16 protein-coding genes are annotated in these 19,500 nt (G+C 65.7%); 5 read left to right on the top strand and 11 right to left on the bottom strand.

Annotated features, from left to right (window positions below; genetic code table 11):
- Nucleotides 1–202: 202 nt before the first annotated feature.
- Nucleotides 203–388, top strand: a complete 186-nt coding sequence (locus G6N59_RS06225) for a hypothetical protein (RefSeq protein WP_138231283.1) — start codon at nucleotides 203–205, stop codon at nucleotides 386–388.
- A 72-nt stretch (nucleotides 389–460) separates the two neighbouring features.
- Here the strand turns inward: G6N59_RS06225 and G6N59_RS06220 are convergent, their stop codons facing one another.
- Genes G6N59_RS06220 through G6N59_RS06210 form a run of 3 tightly spaced genes read right to left on the bottom strand, consistent with a single transcriptional unit; the run spans nucleotide 461 to nucleotide 4,696 of the window.
- The gene (locus tag G6N59_RS06220) at nucleotides 461–2,407 is read right to left on the bottom strand and encodes an ArnT family glycosyltransferase (RefSeq protein WP_138231282.1); all 1,947 of its coding nucleotides are present in this window, start codon (nucleotides 2,405–2,407) and stop codon (nucleotides 461–463) included.
- Between the two features lie 56 nt (nucleotides 2,408–2,463).
- Nucleotides 2,464–4,014 (bottom strand): sensor histidine kinase, encoded by a 1,551-nt coding sequence (locus tag G6N59_RS06215; protein WP_138231281.1) that lies wholly within the window; start codon nucleotides 4,012–4,014, stop codon nucleotides 2,464–2,466.
- On the bottom strand, nucleotides 3,995–4,696 hold the full coding sequence (locus tag G6N59_RS06210) for a response regulator transcription factor (protein ID WP_138231413.1): 702 nt from the start codon (nucleotides 4,694–4,696) through the stop codon (nucleotides 3,995–3,997). The genes G6N59_RS06215 and G6N59_RS06210 overlap by 20 nt, the downstream gene beginning before the upstream one ends.
- A gap of 243 nt (nucleotides 4,697–4,939) precedes the next feature.
- Between G6N59_RS06210 and G6N59_RS06205 the strand changes: the two genes are divergently transcribed.
- Nucleotides 4,940–5,707 (top strand): DUF2127 domain-containing protein, encoded by a 768-nt coding sequence (locus tag G6N59_RS06205; RefSeq protein WP_138231280.1) that lies wholly within the window; start codon nucleotides 4,940–4,942, stop codon nucleotides 5,705–5,707.
- Between the two features lie 15 nt (nucleotides 5,708–5,722).
- Here the strand turns inward: G6N59_RS06205 and G6N59_RS06200 are convergent, their stop codons facing one another.
- Nucleotides 5,723–7,165 carry an AMP-binding protein gene (locus G6N59_RS06200; RefSeq protein ID WP_163911929.1) on the bottom strand — a complete coding sequence of 481 codons (1,443 nt, stop codon included), beginning with the start codon at nucleotides 7,163–7,165 and terminating at the stop codon, nucleotides 5,723–5,725.
- Nucleotides 7,166–7,452: 287 nt separating this feature from the next.
- On the opposite strand from G6N59_RS06200, the gene G6N59_RS06195 reads away from it, so the two are divergent.
- Nucleotides 7,453–8,094 (top strand): nucleoside/nucleotide kinase family protein, encoded by a 642-nt coding sequence (locus G6N59_RS06195; protein WP_138231279.1) that lies wholly within the window; start codon nucleotides 7,453–7,455, stop codon nucleotides 8,092–8,094.
- Nucleotides 8,095–8,103: 9 nt separating this feature from the next.
- On the opposite strand, the gene G6N59_RS06190 is transcribed toward G6N59_RS06195, so the two are convergent.
- Nucleotides 8,104–8,964, bottom strand: a complete 861-nt coding sequence (locus tag G6N59_RS06190) for an AraC family transcriptional regulator (protein ID WP_179970279.1) — start codon at nucleotides 8,962–8,964, stop codon at nucleotides 8,104–8,106.
- A 50-nt stretch (nucleotides 8,965–9,014) separates the two neighbouring features.
- On the opposite strand from G6N59_RS06190, the gene G6N59_RS06185 reads away from it, so the two are divergent.
- Complete coding sequence (locus tag G6N59_RS06185) at nucleotides 9,015–10,277, top strand: amidohydrolase family protein (protein ID WP_138231278.1); 1,263 nt, start codon at nucleotides 9,015–9,017, stop codon at nucleotides 10,275–10,277.
- A gap of 53 nt (nucleotides 10,278–10,330) precedes the next feature.
- Here the strand turns inward: G6N59_RS06185 and G6N59_RS06180 are convergent, their stop codons facing one another.
- From G6N59_RS06180 to G6N59_RS06170, 3 genes are all read right to left on the bottom strand, one after another.
- Nucleotides 10,331–11,455 (bottom strand): acyl-CoA dehydrogenase family protein, encoded by a 1,125-nt coding sequence (locus G6N59_RS06180; RefSeq protein ID WP_138231277.1) that lies wholly within the window; start codon nucleotides 11,453–11,455, stop codon nucleotides 10,331–10,333.
- On the bottom strand, nucleotides 11,456–12,688 hold the full coding sequence (locus G6N59_RS06175; RefSeq protein WP_138231276.1) for an acyl-CoA dehydrogenase family protein: 1,233 nt from the start codon (nucleotides 12,686–12,688) through the stop codon (nucleotides 11,456–11,458).
- Between the two features lie 71 nt (nucleotides 12,689–12,759).
- Entirely contained in the window at nucleotides 12,760–13,425 is a 666-nt protein-coding gene (locus tag G6N59_RS06170; protein ID WP_138231275.1) for a ScbR family autoregulator-binding transcription factor, read from the bottom strand.
- Nucleotides 13,426–13,612: 187 nt separating this feature from the next.
- On the opposite strand from G6N59_RS06170, the gene G6N59_RS06165 reads away from it, so the two are divergent.
- Nucleotides 13,613–14,524: a hypothetical protein gene (locus tag G6N59_RS06165; protein ID WP_138231274.1), complete on the top strand. Its 912-nt coding sequence runs from the start codon at nucleotides 13,613–13,615 to the stop codon at nucleotides 14,522–14,524.
- A gap of 12 nt (nucleotides 14,525–14,536) precedes the next feature.
- Here G6N59_RS06165 and G6N59_RS06160 read toward each other — a convergent pair whose 3' ends face one another.
- Genes G6N59_RS06160 through G6N59_RS06150 form a run of 3 tightly spaced genes read right to left on the bottom strand, consistent with a single transcriptional unit; the run spans nucleotide 14,537 to nucleotide 19,284 of the window.
- Complete coding sequence (locus G6N59_RS06160; protein WP_138231273.1) at nucleotides 14,537–16,426, bottom strand: putative bifunctional diguanylate cyclase/phosphodiesterase; 1,890 nt, start codon at nucleotides 16,424–16,426, stop codon at nucleotides 14,537–14,539.
- Between the two features lie 12 nt (nucleotides 16,427–16,438).
- Nucleotides 16,439–18,568 carry an Rv1355c family protein gene (locus tag G6N59_RS06155; RefSeq protein WP_138231272.1) on the bottom strand — a complete coding sequence of 710 codons (2,130 nt, stop codon included), beginning with the start codon at nucleotides 18,566–18,568 and terminating at the stop codon, nucleotides 16,439–16,441.
- On the bottom strand, nucleotides 18,568–19,284 hold the full coding sequence (locus G6N59_RS06150) for a hypothetical protein (protein ID WP_138231271.1): 717 nt from the start codon (nucleotides 19,282–19,284) through the stop codon (nucleotides 18,568–18,570). Before G6N59_RS06150 ends, G6N59_RS06155 begins: the two co-directional genes overlap by 1 nt.
- Nucleotides 19,285–19,500: the final 216 nt, after the last annotated feature.

Genomic DNA, 19,500 nt, shown 5'->3' with positions numbered 1-19,500 from the left:
TTGAGTTGATCGACAGACCGCTGAAATATGCTGTAGCGCAACATGGTCAAGGGAATCGATGGCGCAAGGCCCTTCGTCACGAGTGGATGTTCGAGCGCATTTTCTGGTGCTATGTCAGCAAATTCGACAGTTCAGCGCACCGAACCACGCTGCGATATGGTCTGCGACTGTCAGGTTGTTCCGCAACGAGGAGATGGTGCGCATGATCATGCAGCGCAAGACGCGTCGTCGGGCCGGGGTGGCACTGGCAGCTTTCGGGTTGATCAGCGCAGGTGCGGGTTTGGGCGCGGCTATCGCAGCCGTCTTGATCCAGCAGGCCGCCGACCCGACCGCTGATTTTGCGGCCGGCTCCTCGTCGGAGCCGGCCCGGTCGCAGCCCGGTGGTTGACGGTTCTGGTCGACCGCTCAGCGAGTTCCTTCGTTCTTTCGTTATTTGACAACGGTATTCGGCAGTACCGGCCTAGGCACCGTGGTGCTGTGGCGAGGTCAGGTCGTAGTAGGTCGCCCCGTCGGCGGTGTCGGCAATGAAGTTCTGCTTCACCCAGTCGGAGATCTTGGCGCCCTCGGTCACAGTTTTGTCCGCCTTGCCCTGCCGCCCGGGCGCGTCGGGCATCCCAGGTCCACCAGGTCCCCGCGACACGATGAAGTAGTGGATCTGACCGTCGGCGACGTACTTCTGGAATTGTGCAAGTGTCGGCGAGGGGTCACTGCCGATGAATCCGCCGATCGGCATCACCGGCTCACCCGAGGCCAACTGGTAGTTCGCCGCTTCGTTGGATCCGATGGTGGCCGCTGCCCAGGTGTATTCACCAGCATCGGCCCGCAACAGCTGGGCCAGGTGCGCGCTGGGCGCCTTGTCGAACCCCGGAAGCGGCCCGGGGGGATGTGCACCGGCCACCTGCGGCCCGGCGGTGACGACGCCGCCGTTGTGCGACGTGGCTACGGTTTGTACGCAGTACGCGAGTGGGCCGGCCAATGCGGCGACGAGGGCGAGCGCGGCGGCCCACGATCCGAATCGGGCACCACGTAGCCGATCCAGCACCAGCAGCACCGCCGCGGCGATACCGACAGCCAGTACGGCCCAGCGCAACCATGGCACGAAATCCGGTGTGCGGTTCAGCAATACCCACGACCATCCGGTGGTGATCGCGGCCGTTGTGGCCAGGGTCAGCGAAGCCCAGATGGTCGAACGACGGTGCCACAGCTGGGTCGCGCCGATGCCGACCAGCGCGGCTACGGCCGGCGACAGTGCCATTGTGTAGTAATCGTGGTACAGGCCCGACATGAAGCTGAACACACCGCCCGTGCCGAGCAGCCAACCTCCCCAAACCAGATACTGAGCACGTCGCGGATCGGTGCGGGCAGCCTTGCCGCACAAGATGATTCCGGCGACGAGAAAGATCAGCGCGGCGGGCAGCAGCCACGAGATCTGGGTCCCGGACTCGCCGGTGAACAGACGGAGAATGCTCGGATCTGAGCCGAACGGGAACCCGCCGTGCTTGCCACCAGGGGGCGTGGAAAGGCCCGGTGGCGGCTCGGGGAAACCGCCATGACTGCCACTGAGCCGGGACATGCCGTTGTACCCGAACGTCAGGTTCAAGAAGCTGTTGTCCGTCGACCCGCCGATGTAGGGCCGGTCGGCCGCTGGGATGAGCTCCACCAGCGCGACCCACCATCCACCTGCTACCACCATCGACAGCAGTGCTGCGACCAATTGCAGCATCCGCGTGCGCAGCCGCGACGGACCTGCGGCCACAAAGGTCAGCGCCAAACCCGGAACCACCAGCATGACCTGCAATTGTTTTGTCAGAAAGCCGAATCCGATGAGAGCGCCGCACAGCACCAACCACCGGGTGCGGCCGTCCTCTACCGCCCGCATCAGGGCGCCGACGGCACCGATCATCAGCAGCACCAGCAGAGCGTCCGGATTGTCGTACCGGAACATCAGCGTGGCCACGGGTGTCAAAGCCAGTGTGCCACCGGTGATCAGGCCCGCGACTGGGCCGAATTGCCGTCGTACGATCATGTACAACAGCCCGACCGAGGCGACGCCTATCACGACTTGCGGGACCAGTATCGACCAGGTGTTGACGCCGAATATTCTGGCGCTCAACTCCATTGGCCACAGCGACGCGGGTGGCTTGTCCACCGTGATGGAATTCGCGGCGTCCGACGAGCCGAACAGCACCGCCTTCCAGCTCTGGGTGCCGGCCTGTACCGCAGCGGCGTAGAACGCGTTGGCCCAACCCATCCGGCCCAGCGTGACAGTCCAGAACGCGGCGGTGGCCACCAGCAGTACAGCGAGAGCCGGCCGCGCCCAACGCGGGTCTGCCGCCGGCTGGGACGCACAAGGAGCCGACTCGGCATCGGGTTGTCGCGCATGCGGTGCGGTCAGGTTCTGCAACATGCTCCTCATGGTTCGTGAGTTACCTGGGTTCATCGTTGGTCGAGTCTGAGGGGCAGCTATGATCGCGGGCCGTCCGGCGCGGGCAACGTCACTGTGAACGCCGATCCGGCCGCATCGCTGTGCACGGTGATCGTGCCGGCGTGTGCTTTGGCCACGGCTTGCGCGATGGCCAGACCCAGCCCGGTGCTCCCGGCTGCCCGGGAGCGGGATTCGTCGCCGCGCGCGAAGCGTTCGAAGATCTCCGGCAGCACGTCGGGTGCAATTCCCGGTCCGTCGTCGGTCACTGTCAACGAGACCGGCCCGCCGGCGGCCCCGGCGAGCGCGGTGACCACCGTGGTGCCGGGTGGGGTATGGACTCGGGCGTTCGACAGCAGATTGGTCAGCACCTGCTGCAACCGCGCCCGGTCGCCGACGACCATCACCGGGTGGTCCGGCAGGTCCAGGGCCCACCGGTGTTCGGGGCCGGCCATGTGGGCGTCGCTCACGGCGTCGATCACCATCTGGGACAGGTCGACTTCGTCGTGCTCCAAGGGCCGGCCGGCGTCGAGCCGGGCCAACAGCAGCATGTCCTCAACCAGTTGACCCATCCGCCGGGACTCGGCATGCACGCGGGTCAGCGCATAGACCAGGTCGGTGCGCAATCCATCCGCCGCGTCATCAGGTATCCCGGTGATCAACCGGCGGGCCACCTCGGTGTACCCCTGGATCGAGGCCAGTGGTGTTCGCAGCTCGTGGCTTGCATCGGCGACGAACTGCCGTACCCGAGTCTCGCTTGCGTGGCGGGTGGCCAGCCCGTCGGCCACCCGGTCGACCATGCTGTTGAGCGCGGTGCCCAACCGGCCCACCTCGGTATGCGCGGTGTCGGCGTCCACAGGCTCGATCTGCGACGGAATTTGCACGTCACCTTCGTGCAGCGGCAGTCCGGCAACGTATTGCGCGGCGTCGGACATCCGTGACAGCGGAACGAGTTCGCGGCGAATCATCACAGTCCCCGCGGCAGTCGCCGCCACCAGAGCCAGCGTGGAAAAGCCACCGATCATCCAGGTGACGGATCGCAGAGTCTGTTGCACTCCAGCCAGCGGCAGACCCGACACCACGACCTCATTGTGGGACGGCTGCGCGACGAGCCGGTACGGACCCAGGCCGTCCAGGTCGACGCTGACGGTGCGTCCCTGGGGAATTCGTTCCAGCTGTATCAATGCCGCCGAGCTGACCGGCCGGCGGTCGCCGCTGGTCAAGATGACCGCCGCGTGGCTCTGCCCGGGCTGCGAGATGATCGCGCCCACGGTGCCCGCCGATTGGCCGGGGCCGTCGAGGAACATCGGCCCGGGACCGGAGAACCGCAGGAATGGCGGGGGCCCGAACTCGAAGAACGTCATCGACCGGGATTGGGCATCGAGAACCTGGTTGTCGAGTTGGCCGATGAGGAAGTGCCGCAACGCAATCAGTGTGCCGGCGCCAACAGCGACGCACAGCCCCGCGCCGAGCACCGACACCACGACGATCAGGCGGCGCCGCAACGTCCAAGTGCGCGGTGCATACTTCCGGCCACTTCGCGACCGCGGCGGAGGGGCCGCCACCACGACGTCACTGCGGTTTGAGGACATAGCCGACCCCGCGGACCGTGTGGATCATGGGTGCGCGGTCGGCATCGATCTTCTTGCGTAGGTAGGAGATGTACAGCTCCACCACGTTTGAGCGGCCCTCGAAATCATAGTCCCATACGGCGTGCAGGATCTGGGTCTTGGTCAGCACCCGCCGAGGATTGTTCATCATCAGCCGAAGCACCTCGAATTCGGTCGCGGTCAAAGTGATGTCGGTGCCCGCCCTGGTGACTTCGCGACTGTCTTCGTCCAGTACCAGATCGCCGACGACCAGTTGCGCGCTGTCGGCTGCGACGCCGACGCCGGTCCGCCGAATCAGTGCCCGCATCCGCAGCACCATTTCCTCGACATTGAACGGCTTGGTGACGTAATCGTCTCCGCCCGCTGACAATCCGGCGATGCGGTCTTCGATGGTGTCTTTGGCAGTGAGTAGCAGTACTGGTAGTTCGGGGCGGATCCGGTGCAATTCGTGGAGCACATCGAGCCCACTCATGTCCGGCAACATGACGTCGAGCACCACGATGTCGGGCTTCTCGGCAGCGGCCTTCTTGATGGCCGACGCACCGTCGCGCGCAGCCGTGACCCGCCAGCCCTCGTACCGCAACACCATGGCTACCAGGTCGCCGAGCGCCGGTTCGTCGTCGACCACGAGGACCTCGATGGGGCTACCGTCGTGGCGAGTCATCGGGGCCGGAACCGCAGGGCCGGCGGCTTGCGGCCGACGAGCCGCCTCGTGGGCGTCTGGCGCGTATCGCATCGCGACATTGTTGCGAACCGGGTTAGCGACGATCTGTGGTTGACCTATGGATAACCTATGAACGAGGTGTTCCCGCTGGTGAGCGCTGTATTTGCGGCGTGATTCAGGGCGTTTCAGGCGCGCCGACCGAATTGAGTGCCGACGGTCAAGAGCTGCCACTACGGTACGAACATGGTGGATTTCGCCCTGCGTTCCTGTGGACTCCGCGGTCACGCAACGTTCGCCCCCGACGAACCGGAGCTGGCTGCTCGCTTGCACGTGCAGACGCCGGTCGGCGAGGCGTGGCGGTGCCTGCGGTGCGAGACATTCGTGGTCGGTCCGCCGCGAGGGAAGGGACCGGCGGAATCAGCGCCTGAAGTTCCCCGCGGCCGGCTGTTGCGCGACCGCGTGCTGATGCGTGTGCTGGCCGTGGAGCGGTTCTTCCGATTCCTGTTGCTGGCTCTGATGTCCTATGGCGTCTTCCGGGTGCGGGCGGCGCGAGTCCATCTACAGGACATGTTCGAGAAGGATCTGCCGCTGCTCCGGCCACTGGCCGACCAGATCGGCTGGAACCTTGACAGCTCCAAGATCGTCCGCCACATCAACGACGCCTTCACGATGTCGAGCGCGACGTTGTTGCTGATCGCGATCGGCATTGCCGTATATGCGTTGATCGAGTTGGTGGAAGCCGTCGGGCTGTGGGGGATGTGGCGCTGGGGCGAGTATTTCGCGGTGGTGGCCACCAGCGTCTTTCTGCCGCTGGAGATCTACGAGCTGACCGAGAAGGTCACCGCGCTGCGGTTGGCGATGCTGTTGGTGAACATCATTGCGGTGCTCTGGTTGTTGTGGAGCAAGCGGCTGTTCGGGCTCAACGGTGGTGGCGCGGCCTACCGGCGGGAACACGAGACCGAGAGTCTGATGAGCGTCGAGCGGGCGGGCCTGGCGACCGCCGCGTCGTGAGGCCGTCGACCTGAGCTAGCCGGCGAAGCGCCCCCGGAGTTGTTCGCGCAGTACCTGTTTGGCGATCTTGCCATTGGTCGTCAGGGGTAGCGCGTCGACGAACACGACATGGCGGGGTCGTTTGAAGGCCGCGATGCGCTCGCGCACGTGCGCGACGAGGGCGTCGGCGTCGGGCCGGCCGTTGGCGGTGGGCACGACGACCGCGCAGATCGCCTCGCCCCAGTACGGATCGGGAACCCCCACGACCGCAACCTGATCCACGTCGGGATGAGATGACAGTACGTCTTCGACTTCCCGTGAGGACACGTTCTCGCCGCCGGTGATGATGATGTCCTTCAGCCGGTCGGACACCACGAGCCGACCTTCGTCGTCGAGGTATCCGACGTCGCCGGTGCGCAGCCAGCCGTCGTCGGTCGTAGTCGTGTCGGGCCAGTACCGGACGGCCACTTGGTCCCCGCGAACCAGGATTTCGCCGTTCGGGGCAATCCGGATCTGCACGTCGGCGTGCGGCCGGCCGGCCGTCGCGAGCACGTCGGTGTCACCCGCGGCACCCGCACGATGGTCGTCGGGGCCGAGAAACGTGACGTTGCCGCCGGTTTCGGTCATTCCATAGCCCTGGTGGAAGCCGACGTCGAGGCGGTCGAGCGCGCGCCGAAGCAGGTCGGCCGGGATGGCCGACGAGCCGTAGGCGATGTCTCGCAGTGACGGCAGATCGGTGCCGGTCTCGTCGAGATGGGCCAGCAGGCTGTGCAGCATGGTCGGGGCCAGGGAACACGAGGTCACCTGGTACCGGTTTACCGCGGCGGCAAAGGCATCCGGCCGGAACGCCGCTACCGGCAACACTGTCGACTGTGCGGCGTGGTGCACCAGCATGTTGTACCCGGCGATGTGGCACATGGGGAATGGCAGTAGATAGACGCCGCCGGAACGGACCGACCTGCCGGCGATGCTGCCGCGCACCGCCGCGGCGATCGAACGATGGGTGTGCACAACACCTTTCGGTGTCCCGGTCGACCCGCTGGTGAAGAGCAGCCAGACCGGGTCGTCCGGGTCCGGCTCGTCGGGCAGCGGCCACTCCGTCGATTGCGTTGCCGCAGTCCATTGGTCGTCGTCGAACGAGATCGCGTCAGGCCGGTTCAGTGGCGCCACATAGTGGGCATCGCCCAGGACCAGGGTGGGTGACGCGGCGGCCAGTTGCGCGACATGTTCGTCGGCACTGAGCCGTTGATTGACCAGTACGAGGATGCGTCCGGCGCGAGGCACCGCGTAGTAGAGCGTCGCGTAGTCGGGGCTGTTGTCGGCGATGACCGCGACGCGGTCGCCGCGGGTGGTTCGGGATGCGATCCAACCGGCAGCCGCCGTGATCGATTGGTCGAATTGCGCGAACGTCGTGATGGTGCCGTCTTCGGAGATGACAGCCGGGCGGTCGGGCACGACGGCAGCCGCGTCGGACACCATGCGATAGAGCAATTCACCGCGCCCCACAACGCCTCCCGTGTCTCCGCCTGAACGTCCGCATCACGCTACCAGCCTCGGTGAGCGGATACTTCTCCGTCCCAAGGGTTTTGGCTGGGAGGTCTTCAGTCGGTATGTGTTGCGAGGATGACTTTCCCACGCACGTGGCCGGCAAAACGGCAAGGAGCTGTTGACGGCATGCGCGACCGAGCCTCGGCGCCGGTGACAATATCGGATCCAGCTGCCGCACGACTTCGACTTGGGCGCGCCGAGCGGCTAGTGTCCGCGGAATGGCCGCATTGACAGACGATGTCACCCGACTGCTCGATGAGCGGTCGGGGCGTGTCGTCGTCGGTCTGACCGGGCCACCAGGCGTCGGCAAGTCGACGGTGGCTGCGTTGCTCGTCGACGAATTCAACTCCGCCCGGCGCGATTTCGCTGCCCTGCTGCCGATGGACGGATTCCACCTCGCCAATGCGCAGCTGGCGCGACTCGGTCGGAAAGGTCGTAAAGGTGCCCCGGATACGTTCGATGCTGCCGGCTTTCTGGTATCGCTGACTCGGGCGCGGGACGCCTACCAGACCGCTGATGTCTATGTGCCACAGTTCGATCGGGCGCTCGAAGAGTCCATCGCCGCCGGCCTGGTTGTGCCGGCATCGGCTCGGTTGGTGGTCACGGAGGGCAACTACCTTGCGCTGCCCGGCAACGGCTTCTCCGGTGCGCGCGAGTTGATCGACCGGCTGTACTACCTCAGCGCCGCGGACGACGTGCGGCGGAAACGGCTGCTCGCGCGCCATATCGCCGGAGGGCGGAGCCTGATCGCCGCCGAGCGTTGGGTACGTGCGGTCGACGAACCGAACGCGCGGCTGATCGCCGAGACCGAGGAGCGATGTGATCGCACGTGGGAGATGGATGACGGCGAGTGGCCGTGATCGCGACCCCTACCTGGACTCGTGCAGCGATCGCGCCGTCTCCGCAGTCTGGCGGCGGTAACCCGACGGCGATTGCCCGCTGAACTGGGTGAAGCAGCGGGTGAACGCGCTGAGGCTCTCGAAGCCCACCGCGGTGGCAGTGGCTTGCACCGACTGTTCCGGCTCTGTCAGCAACGCCATCGCCCGCAGCATCCGGGCGTTGAGAAGATAAGTGCGCCAAGATAATCCGATGGAATCCTGGAACAGCCGGCGCAGCGTCCGCTCGGACACCGAGACCGCCCGGCTCACCTGCTCGGCCGTTGCCGAAGCCAGATGTTCTTTTGTGTAAGCCATGGCTGCGGCAACGATCGGGTGCTCGGACGTCGGCAGGCTCAGCGGCGCTTCGTGGTCCAACGCTTCGGACACGAGATGTGCCAGGGTGCGAAAAAAGCCGTCCGAGACGGCGTCGCCGTGGGGCCGGTTGATGGGCCACCGCAACGCGTAGATCATCATCTCGCGGATCAGCGGGGAGACGGCGATGATGCGTGCCCGATCCGACCGGTCCGAGATCAGGCCGGGATCGAACATCACGGCAACGGTCTTGACGTCCGGGTTCATCACCGCCTGATGTGGCAGGCCCGCCGGTATCCAGGCGGCCTGCTGCGGCGGCAGCAGGTAGTGCGCGACATCGGTTTCCACCTCGACCAGACCGTGCAGTGCGTATTCGATCTGGTGCACCTCGTGCGAGTGCCAGCCGGTGATCAGCGCGTCGCCTTCGTAGAGGTAGCTGCCGCCGAGGGCGCGACCGCCGCGGCGCAGCTCGATTACCGGCCGCTCAGCCATCTTGGCCGTTTGGGATAAACCCTTGTCCGAAAGTGCAGAGACGGTCACGCCTCCAGACGGTACTACTGAGGTGAGCGGGCGCGGACGTGAGGAGCAATGTGAATACCGACGACCTGATTCTGGTGAGCATCGATGACCATGTCGTGGAGCCGCCCGACATGTTCGTCAACCATGTCCCGGACAAGTACAAGCCTGAGGCGCCGATCGTCGTCACCGACGACAAGGGCGTCGACCAGTGGATGTATCAGGGCCGTCCCCAGGGGGTGAGCGGACTCAACGCCGTCGTGTCCTGGCCGGCCGAGGAGTGGGGCCGCGATCCCGCCGGCTTCGCCGAAATGCGCCCCGGCGTCTATGACGTGCATGAGCGGGTGCGAGACATGAACCGTAACGGCATCCTGGCCTCGATGTGCTTCCCGACCTTCACCGGTTTCTCCGCCCGACACCTCAACATGCACCGCGAAGAGGCCACCCTGGTGATGGTCTCGGCCTACAACGACTGGCACATCGATGAATGGGCCGGGGCGTACCCGGACCGGTTCATCCCCATCGCGATCCTGCCGACGTGGAACCCCGAGGCGATGTGCCGTGAGATCCGCCGGGTGGCCGCCAAGGGCTGCCGGGCTGTCACGATGCCCGAGCTGCCGCACCTGGAAGGCCTGCCCAGCTACTTCGACGAGGACTACTGGGGCCCGGTGTTCCAGACCCTGTCCGAGGAGAACGTGGTGATGTGTCTGCATATCGGCACCGGCTTCGGCGCGATAAGTATGGCCCCGAATGCGCCCATCGATAACCTGATCATCCTGGCCACGCAGGTCTCGGCGATGTGTGCCCAGGACTTGTTGTGGGGTCCGGCGATGCGCAACTATCCGGACCTGAAATTCGCGTTCTCCGAGGGCGGTATCGGCTGGATCCCGTTCTATCTGGATCGCAGCGACCGGCACTACACCAATCAGAAGTGGCTGCGCCGCGACTTCGGAAACAAGCTACCCAGCGACGTCTTTCGCGAGCACTCGCTGGCCTGCTACGTCACCGACAAGACGTCGCTGAAGCTGCGCCACGAGATCGGTATCGACATCATCGCGTGGGAGTGCGACTACCCGCATTCGGACTGCTTTTGGCCCGACGCCCCTGAGCAGGTTCTGGCCGAACTCAACGCGGCCGGCGCCTCGGATTCCGACATCAACAAGATCACCTGGCAGAACTCCTGCCGGTTCTTCGGCTGGGATCCCTTCAAGCTGACCCCGAAGGACCAGGCGACGGCAGGCGCCCTGCGGGCCAAGGGTGCTGATGTCGACGTGTCGATCCGGCCGCGCGCCGAGTGGGCAAAGCTGTACGCGCAGAAGCAGATGACCCGCATCTGATCCGACCCGGCCGGATCAGATGCGGACGCGTGCCGAGTCGGGCGGCGCCGAACTCAGCCGCGGGTCAGTTCGGCGTAGCGAGCCACGTGGTGGTCGGTCGAGCCGTATTCGTACTGCACGGCGGTGAGCCGCTTGAAGTAATGGCCGATGGCGAGCTCTTCGGTCATGCCCATGCCGCCGTGCAGCTGCACTGCGTTCTGGCCGATGAACCGCGCCGCCCGCCCGATCGTGGCCTTGGCCGCGGACACCGAACGCGCCCGGATGTGCGCGTCGGCCTCCAGGTTGAGCACGGCCAGATAGACCGCGGACACGGACTGCTCGAGCTCCATGTGCATGTCGACCATGCGATGCTGCAGGGCCTGGAAACTCCCGATGGGCCGGCCGAACTGTTGACGCTGCTTGGCGTATTCGACGGTGTCGGTCAGTACCTTTCGCATGTTGCCGACGGCCTCGGCGCACACGGCGGCGGCGCCTTCGTCACGGGCCTGGGCGAGCGACGGCCAGGCCCCGCCTTCGGCGCCGAGTAGTGCGGCGACCGGCAGTCGGAGTCCGCGTAGCTCCAGATCGGCTGCGCGACGATCGTCGACCGTGCGATAGCCGTGTATGGCCAGTCCCTCGCGGGGCTCGGAGATGTCGACCAGGAACAGCGAGATGCCGTTGTCCGTCCGGGCGGTGATCAGCAGGTGCGTCGCCACCGGTGCGTTCACGGCCATGATCTTGCCGCCGGTGAGTACCCAGGCGTCGCCGTCGCGTACGGCGGCGGTCTGGACGTCCTGCCACCGGTCGCCGCTGTGGGCCTCGGCTGCGGCAAGTGCGACAACCGCTGTGCCGGAGGCGATTTCCTCCAGGATCGGACCGGCAGCGGCACTGCCTGAACGCAGCAGCAGGCCGGCGGCCACGACCGCGGTATCCACGTACGGTTCGATGACCAGCGCATGGCCCAGCGCTTCGGCGATCAGCATGACCTCGACCGGGCCACCGCCGATGCCGCCGACGTCCTCCGGCAGCGAGGCGCCGAGAATACCGAGTTCCTCGGCGAACGACTGCCAGATGTCGGGCTGCCAGCCAGGGCCGGATTTGGCTGCCGCCCGGCTGCTTTCGAGGTCATAACGGCTGGACAGGAACCTGGACAGGCCGTCCCGGAGAAGTTCCTGTTCCGCGGAGAAGGTGAAGTCCATCTACAGCCCCAATTCTGCTTTGGCGAGGATATTGCGCTGAATTTCGTTGCTGCCGGCGTATATCGACCCGGCGCGGTCGTTGAAGTATCGCAGTGGCGCGACCGCCTGCCATGGCTCGCCACTGACGTAACCGTCTGGGGGAGGGGTGAATTCGGCCACCGGCCCGCCGGGGCGGGTGGCGTGCGGTTGGTACGCGCGGCCGCGGGGCCCGGCAGCTTCCATGGCGAGTTCGGTCAAGGTCTGGCTCAACTCGGTGGAGAGCACCTTCAGCATCGACGACGCTGCGCCGGGATGTCCGCCTCCGGCCAGCGCGGCCAGCACGCGGTATTCGAGGATTTCGAGCACCTCGGTACGGATGCGCGCGTCGGCCAGCTTGCGGGAGAACGCGGCGTCGTCGACCAGCAGGCCGCCGTCGGGGCCGGGTGCGTGCGCCGCCGCGGTGGCGATCTCGTCGGCCAGCACCTGCAGGCCCGGGGCAGCGGCACCGCCGCCGCGTTCGAACTCGAGCAGATACTTTGCGACGGTCCAGCCGTCGTCGATCTGGCCGATGACGTTGCTCTTGGGAACCCGGACCTCATCGAAGAACACCTGGTTCTGGACCTCCTCGCCGGAGGTCATCACCAGTGGCCGGATCTCTATGCCCGGCGTGCTCATGTCGATCAGCACGAAGGTGATGCCCTGCTGCTTCTTTGCCGTACGGGTGGTGCGCACCAGCGCGAACATCCAGTTGGCTTCGCTGGCGTGGGTGGTCCAAATCTTGCTGCCGGTGCACACCAGGTCGTCGCCGTCGGACACGGCCGCCATGGTCAGGGCGGCCAGGTCGGATCCGGCTTCGGGCTCGGAATAGCCCTGGCAGAAGAAAACCTCCCCGGTCAGGATGCGGGGCAGAAAGTAGTCCTTCTGTTCGGTGGTGCCGAACCGGACGATCGCGTGGGCCACCATCCGGATGCCCATCGGGGACAGGGACGGCGCTCCGGCCAGGATCGATTCCCGGCTGAAGATGTAGTGCTGGGTCAGGCTCCAATCGCAGCCGCCGTATTCGACCGGCCACGCGGGCGCCGCCCAGCCGCGCTCGTGCAGGATGCGCTGCCAGGCCAGGCTCGCGTCGTGATCGCTGTAGACGCTGGTCATCAGACGGCCGGCTGCTTGAATCTCCGGTGTCAGGTTCTCCTGCAGAAACGTGCGTACTTCATCGCGGAATGCCAGATCGCTGGCCGACCAATTGAGGTCCATACAGACTCCTCTGTCGCTTGGGCTGATGGCAGCCTAGCAACAAAGAAGTGAACTTAGTTAGCGATGTGGGCTCAGCTGGTGGTGCGCTCCGCGGTGTTCAGCTGTCGCGTGGACGCGGCGACCATGAAGGTGAGGTGATGGTCGAGTGATTCCGCGGTGACGATTGCCGGCATCAGAACACGCCATTGCTGGGTGAACCGGTCCCGTAGGTCTTGACCGTCGGACGCCGCGCTGGACATCAGCTCGGCGCCCAGGATCCAGGCCACCAGGGTGTTGGCGACATCCGCGGGGTTCGCGCCGGGGCGCAGGTCGCCGTCCGTTTCGGCCCGTTTGATGTCTGAGGTGAACTGGTCGACAAAGTTGACGTAGCTGTGTCGTGCCGTTGGGTTGAACCCCGCGAACGTGCGCAGCAGTTTGGTACCCGCCTGGGCGGTCCGGTTGGTCGCCAGCAGATCACTGGTGGTGAAGGTGCCGACGATCAGTGACTCCATCGCGTTGTGCTCCGAGTCCCGTGCAGACTGGAACACGTTGTGCAGCAGCGCCATTGCCTCTTCGATGATGACAGTGGCCAGTGCTTCTTTGGAGTCGAAGTGGTAGTAGAGCGCGCCTTTGGTCAGCTCGGCGCGTTCGATGATGTCAGCCAATCCGGCGGCGGGATAACCGATCTCGTTGATCAAATCGACGGCAGAGTCAATGATTTTGCGTCGGGTCACTACGGATCGCGGCTGGCGCCCCATTCGTCGATACACCTTCCGTCAGCGCGCGTTCAGTGGCTAGCCCCCCGGGATCATCCTAAGGGTGCCATAACGTAGGCCGTTGGTGGTGTCGTTCATTCGGAGAGTATGTACAGTAGCCGAACGGCGATATCGATCCCTGGCTGTCGGATTGTTGCAGTTCGCTGCCGCTTAACTCAGGGAATTCAGGTTGGATTGGGACGCAGAAGTTGACGTGCTGTGCGTCGGCGCCGGTATCGGTGGCCTGGCGACGGCCATTGCCGCGGTCGACGCCGCCGCAGATGTGATGGTTGCCGGAGCGCTGCATGCCGACGACGGGCGCTGGGTGCGCGGCGGCGAAGTGCGCTGCGCCACTTTGGGCGCCGTCCTCGATGCCCGGATCGACGAGTTCGGGGTGCCACGGGGACCCGCCGACGACGCGCCCGAGCCGGAATCCGAGGAGACCGGCGAGCTGGGCGAAGCCGGATCAGGCGACCTGCGAACGGATGAGCGGCTCGATGCCACCGCCGTCTATTTCGCGGCGGTGACCGCCGAAGTAGACGTCGAGGGGAGCGCGGAACCATCGAGCGGTTGGTCGGTGCCGACTCGCACCGTGCGCGAGCTGACGGAGTCAGAAACACACGCCCGGGGCATCGAGACCTTCTTCGGTGCGAGACTCCTCGACTGGGCCCGGGTGTGTCTTGGCTCCACCACCGGTGCGCTCTACAGCACGGTTCGCGGCTGGTCGTCGGAGACGGTGCGAGACTCGGCCGACAACACGCTGCGGATCTCTTCGCTCGGCGCCATCGACTGGAACGCCGGCGGGCTCGGCGAACTGTTCGACTGGCTGGCGGCGGCTGCCGCCGAACGTGACATCGCAGTCAGCTCGGCCAGCACACTTCAGTCGCTGCTCTTCGAGAACCGTCGAATCATCGGTGCGGAACTGAACACGCCCGATGGGCTGTACTTCGTTCGGGCCCGCCACAGTGTGGTGATTTCGCCCGATTTCGTTGATGTGGGCGCACCGGCCGTCGATGACGCCCCGCCTGCCGGGACCGTTGAGGTCTGCATCGTGGGCCGCCCCGCCAGTAGGTTCGCCCGAGTGGAACTTGTTGCACGGTAACGCTGTTCGGCGTCACATCTCGCTGGTGAACCGGACCGGAACGCGGCCCTTGCGATACAGCGTCGCCATCTGATCGCTCGGTAGCGGCCGCGACAGCAGGAACCCCTGTGCCCGGTGGCAGCCATGACGCAGCAATGTCGTTGCGGCGGCCTTGGTTTCGACACCCTCGGCGACGATCTGCAGACCGAATGAGTCGGCCAGGGCGATGATGGCCCGGACGATCGCCAGATCGCCGGGGTTGGAGCCGAGGTCGGTCACGAAGCTGCGATCAATCTTGAGGATGTCGACCGGCAGCGACTTGAGGTGGGACAGCACGCTGTACCCGGTGCCGAAGTCGTCGATCGCCAACCGGACGCCGGTTCTCCGGAGGTCGGCCAGGGTCGCTCGGGACGCCTCGCTGTCCTGGACGACGACGTTCTCGGTGATCTCCAGACACACGGATCCGCGGTCGAGACGGAATTCGTCGAGGATGTCGGCCACGGACTCGGCGAAGCCGTCGGTGACCAATTGCACGGGGGAGACGTTGACGCGCAATTCGAAATCGTCGCGATCGTCGGAGTCGCCGGGGCCGGCCTTGTGCGCCTGGAAGTCCTCACGCCATCGTGCGAATTCGCGGCAGGCGGTGCGCAGCACCCAGCGGCCCAATTCGCCCGCCAGGTTGATCGATTCGGCGATGCCGATGAAGGCGGCCGGGGGGAGCAGCCCGCGGGTGGGGTGGTCCCAGCGCACGAGTGCTTCGGTGGCGAGTAGCTTGCCGGTGCGCATGTCGATCTCGGGTAGATAGTTGAGCAGCAGCGCACCGTTCTCGATGACGTCCTGCAGATGCAGCTCGATGTCGTTGCGGTAGGCCGTTTCCAGCGACATCGCGTTGGTGAACACCGCGACGCGGTCGCCGCCGCCAGACTTCGCGCTCAGGACAGCCTGGTCGGCCCGGCGCAGCAGATCGGACGAACTGTCTGAGCCGGGAATGCCGGAGGCGACGCCGACACTCACTGCCCGCGTGAGCCGTTCACCATCGATCCACACTCGGCGCCGCAACGAGTCCTGGAGCTGATAGGCGAGAGCCTCGGCCTTGCTCTCGGATATCGGTTCAGCCGGGACGACGACGAATTCGTCACCGCCGAGGCGGGCGATCACTGTCTTGTCGTCGACCCCCTCGGTGAGCCGCTGGGCGAAGACGCGGATGAACGAATCGCCGGCGCTGTGCCCCAGATAGTCGTTGATGGCCTTGAGTCGATCGAGGTCGAAGAAGAGGGCGGTCACCGGACCGGGCTGTTCCGGCTGCAACCGGGCATCGAGGTGGGCGATGAGCGCGCGCCGGTTGTTCAGTCCGGTGAGGTCATCGTGTTCGGCCAGGTAGCGAAGCTGCTCCTCGGCGAGGACCCGAGATTGCGCCTGGGTCAACAGCGAAGCGATGGCCTGCAGCGCATTGATCTCTTCGGTGAGCCATTCACGGTTGCCGTACTTGACGAAGCCGAGCGCGCCGGTGGTGCGCTCGCCCGACACCAAAGGTGTTGCTGCCAGTGATATCTGGGGGACGTTGCGGTCCGCCTCGATGCGGCGCTGATAGTCGTCGGGCTCCGGGTCGGGGTGCACGATCAGCGGTGTCTTGCGATGTTCGGTTTCCGCGAAAACCGGGTCCGCGTCGGCAAAGTACACGACGCGCAGGGGATCGGGGTCCGGAATCTCCGGTCGCCGTGGCCATTCCGCCACGAGTATCGAGGCTCCGATCTCATGATCGTTGCGGCGGAGAAAGCTGACGTCGACCCCGAAGTAGTCGACGAGGATCTCCAGGACGTCCGTGTACACCTCGGTGTGGTTGGTGGAGTCCGCCGCCATCAGCCGCGTCGCAACCTCTGTCACCACGCGATCCAGTGAAGGGGGAGACTCGTCGATGGACATGAGACGATCAGCTTAACCCGCGCTGACCTCAAAGGCTGTGCACCTGCGGCTCGATACCGAAGCCGGTGGCGCAGCCGATATTCGGAGCGTGAGCACCATCGACTCGTCTTGCGCTTTGCTGGTCAATGCGTTGAATGCGCCCTGGAGTCGGCGGAGTTCGTCGGCGTACTTGCTGGAGAGTTCGCCGAGCTCGGTGTCGGTGTGCGCGTAGAGAAACGGCGGCGACATCGGCTGCACGGCCAGTCCGGAGGCCTGTGCGGCCATCCACACGGCAACCACGGCCGCGCCGCCTCGGGCGAAATCGCTCAGCGCGGAACCTCGGGTGAACACGGTGGCGACCGCACTGCTGGAACGCATCCGATCAAGTGTGTCGTCCCCGAGGACTGTTCCGGCATCCCAGTTGTCGAGCGTCGCAACAACGTCCGTCCGGCGCAACAGGGGTAGCACAGCCAGATCAGCGGCATCGAGCGCGAGGGAACCGATGTCGATGCCGAAGTCCATGTCGTCATCACCCGGCCAGCGCAGCTCCGCGATCATCTCGCGGTGCAGGGCGGGGGTGAGATAGCGGATCCGGTCAGCGTCGGCGAAGACCGTTGCCGCGCGTGAAATCTCGTCGCGGTCGACCATGAGGTGCAGCCGTGCGTCGTGATGCTGCGCCACCCGCGACAACGTCTCGACCACCTCTGGTGTCAGCGGCGCGGCGGTGCCGCGGTGGCGGTTGGTCTCACGCTCGAAAACCGCGGGGTACCAGTCGGCAAGCTCGGGGGCATCGCCCGGCCGCAGTCGCAAGGCGATCTGCAGTGGGTGCTCCGCGCCCGCGTCGGGGTAGGTCACGTCGGTGGCGAAACCTTTGGCGGCGGCGGCAACTCGGGCGTTGAACGCCGCGGCCCCGACAGCCACGGCGCTGCCCCGGAAACCGACGTCCATGGTCGACGTCCGTGCCGGATCGATGCTGACCACGATGTTGTCGGCCGTCGCCGCGATGCGCCAAGGCTGGGAATTACCGCCGGACGGGGCGCGGATCGCGGCGACGACGGCGGCGTCGATCACCTCACCAAGGCCGGTGGACACGGCACCGGCTGCCGGTGGGGCGACGTCGGTCGGCCGGGCCGCGACGGTTGGTTCGGCCAACTCGTCGAGAAGACCGCCGATGTCGACCTGGGTACGGCCCGATGCCAGGGGTTCGTCGAGTCCGATCCGGCGGATGGCCTCCAAAACGGTTGCCGCCCCGACGGTTACGTCGCCGACGAGTTGCGGCCATGCCGACAGGGTTCGGCCCACCTCGAGTAGGGACGCGCCCATCCGCGGCGACACCCGGGCCGGATCGAAGATCTGCATGAGGTAGGGCAGCTTTTCGGCGATCGACAGGCCGGCCATCGTGTCCGGGGCAACGTCCCCGAGCAGGCCGTGGAAAACGGGCCGCGTGGGCTCCAGATCGAAGCGTTCGACATCGATCAGGCCGCGGTCGCTGGTGGCCATCAGCACCGGGATGCCGCGGGTCTTGGCAGCGTGGCGTAGGTGCAGTTTCATCTCCAGCGAGTCGCACTGCTCGACCAGGACGTCGAGTCCGTCGAGGAACGGCGCGAGGGACTCGACGCTCAACCCGGCGGTCGAATACTGGACCGGGAGATAGGGATCGAGTTCAGCGATCCGGCGCATGGCGGCTGTCGCTTTGTTGAGACCGATGTCGAAAACCGTTGCGGGAATGCGGTTGAGGTTGGACACCCCGAGGGTGTCGAAATCGGTGAGCCGCAGTTCCCCGCAGAAACCGGCCACGGCGAGGGAATGAGCGATGAGGTGGCCCGAGCTGAGCCCGACGATGCCGATGCGAAGCCGGCCCAGGCGGTCCTGTTCGTCCGTCGTGGCCAGCTGGCGATTGCGGTCCAGGCGCAGGCGGCGGTAGGACCGAGGTCCCAGCAGCTTCAGCACCGCTGCGCGCCACGGGTAGTAGACCCAGCGGGCGGGTTCGTCGAGAAGGTCGGGCGTGGGCGCCGGCCGGAGTTCGGCCAGCGCGGCGAACTGCTCGGCCCAGGTGTCGACAACGTTCACCGCCGGATCGCGCAGCAGCACATCGAGCGATTCCGCGTCAGCTGTGAGCTGTGGATCGAGGACGGAGATGCGGTTAGCGTCCAAAGCTGGCATCAACCGGCGACCAGCCTGGTTGATATCGCGTCGATCTCGTGCAGCGCCTTCGTAATCTGCTCCGGCTGAGAATGATTGACCATGGTCCTTCGATCCCACCACATCATCTTGGTGCGGTAGCGCTCGTCCGGGTACGGCGTGGCCGGAATGGGCGCCACCACGCCACCACCGGATTTCCACAACTCCAGGACGTGCTGGGCGGCCGTGGCCATCACGAACTGCACGCCCATGACACTGGTCGCGTGGTAGGCGGTGCGGGCCAGGAGATTGGTGATGGCGTGCTGGCTCGCGCGGCTGTCGGATACCCAGGCGGTCTTCATCTCCATGACGCCGAATGGCACTCGGTCGTTGATCATCTTGCGCACCATGGCCAGCCCGGGCCAACCGTCCCACTCGACCACGGCGTGGGAGTCGTCGGCGCAGCTGAGTGGGGCTTTGGCGCGCAGTCCGCCGACCATGTTGCCCCGGCGGTCGAAGACCGTCCAGAAGAGCGCGGTGTCCGCACCGTCGCGGATCGCGGCAGCGCCGACCACCGCTTCGACGCCGTGCCGGCGATAACTTTGCTCAGCCGCATCGAGGTAGCGGTTCCAGAGTTCGGGGTCGGTTTCGGGCTGCGACAGCACCACGCTGCAATCGGTGTCAGGATCGGACCAGGCGATGTTTTCGGCAAAGCGAATATCGACGTTGGATTCGTATTCGACATACTCCACCGACATTGTTGCCCCATTCGTTCCCAGCGGTCACTGCAACGTCAGTTGGCAGTCGGATGCGGTAAACGCATCTCGCGCGGACTGCATTCCCTAATTCAGTATCGGGGTTGTTGGGGTCCTTCAGCCAGCTAGCGGTGAAACGTTGTCTGTCGACCTTCGGAGTGCCGAAGAATTGGCCAAAACAAGTGTGCTGGTGGTGAGGACCACGGCAATCCCGGATAT

This window comes from Mycolicibacterium aubagnense (genome assembly GCF_010730955.1).
Lineage (GTDB): Bacteria > Actinomycetota > Actinomycetes > Mycobacteriales > Mycobacteriaceae > Mycobacterium > Mycobacterium aubagnense.
Note: the sequence above shows the minus strand (reverse complement) of the source record. Positions and strands in the feature narration are given on the sequence as shown.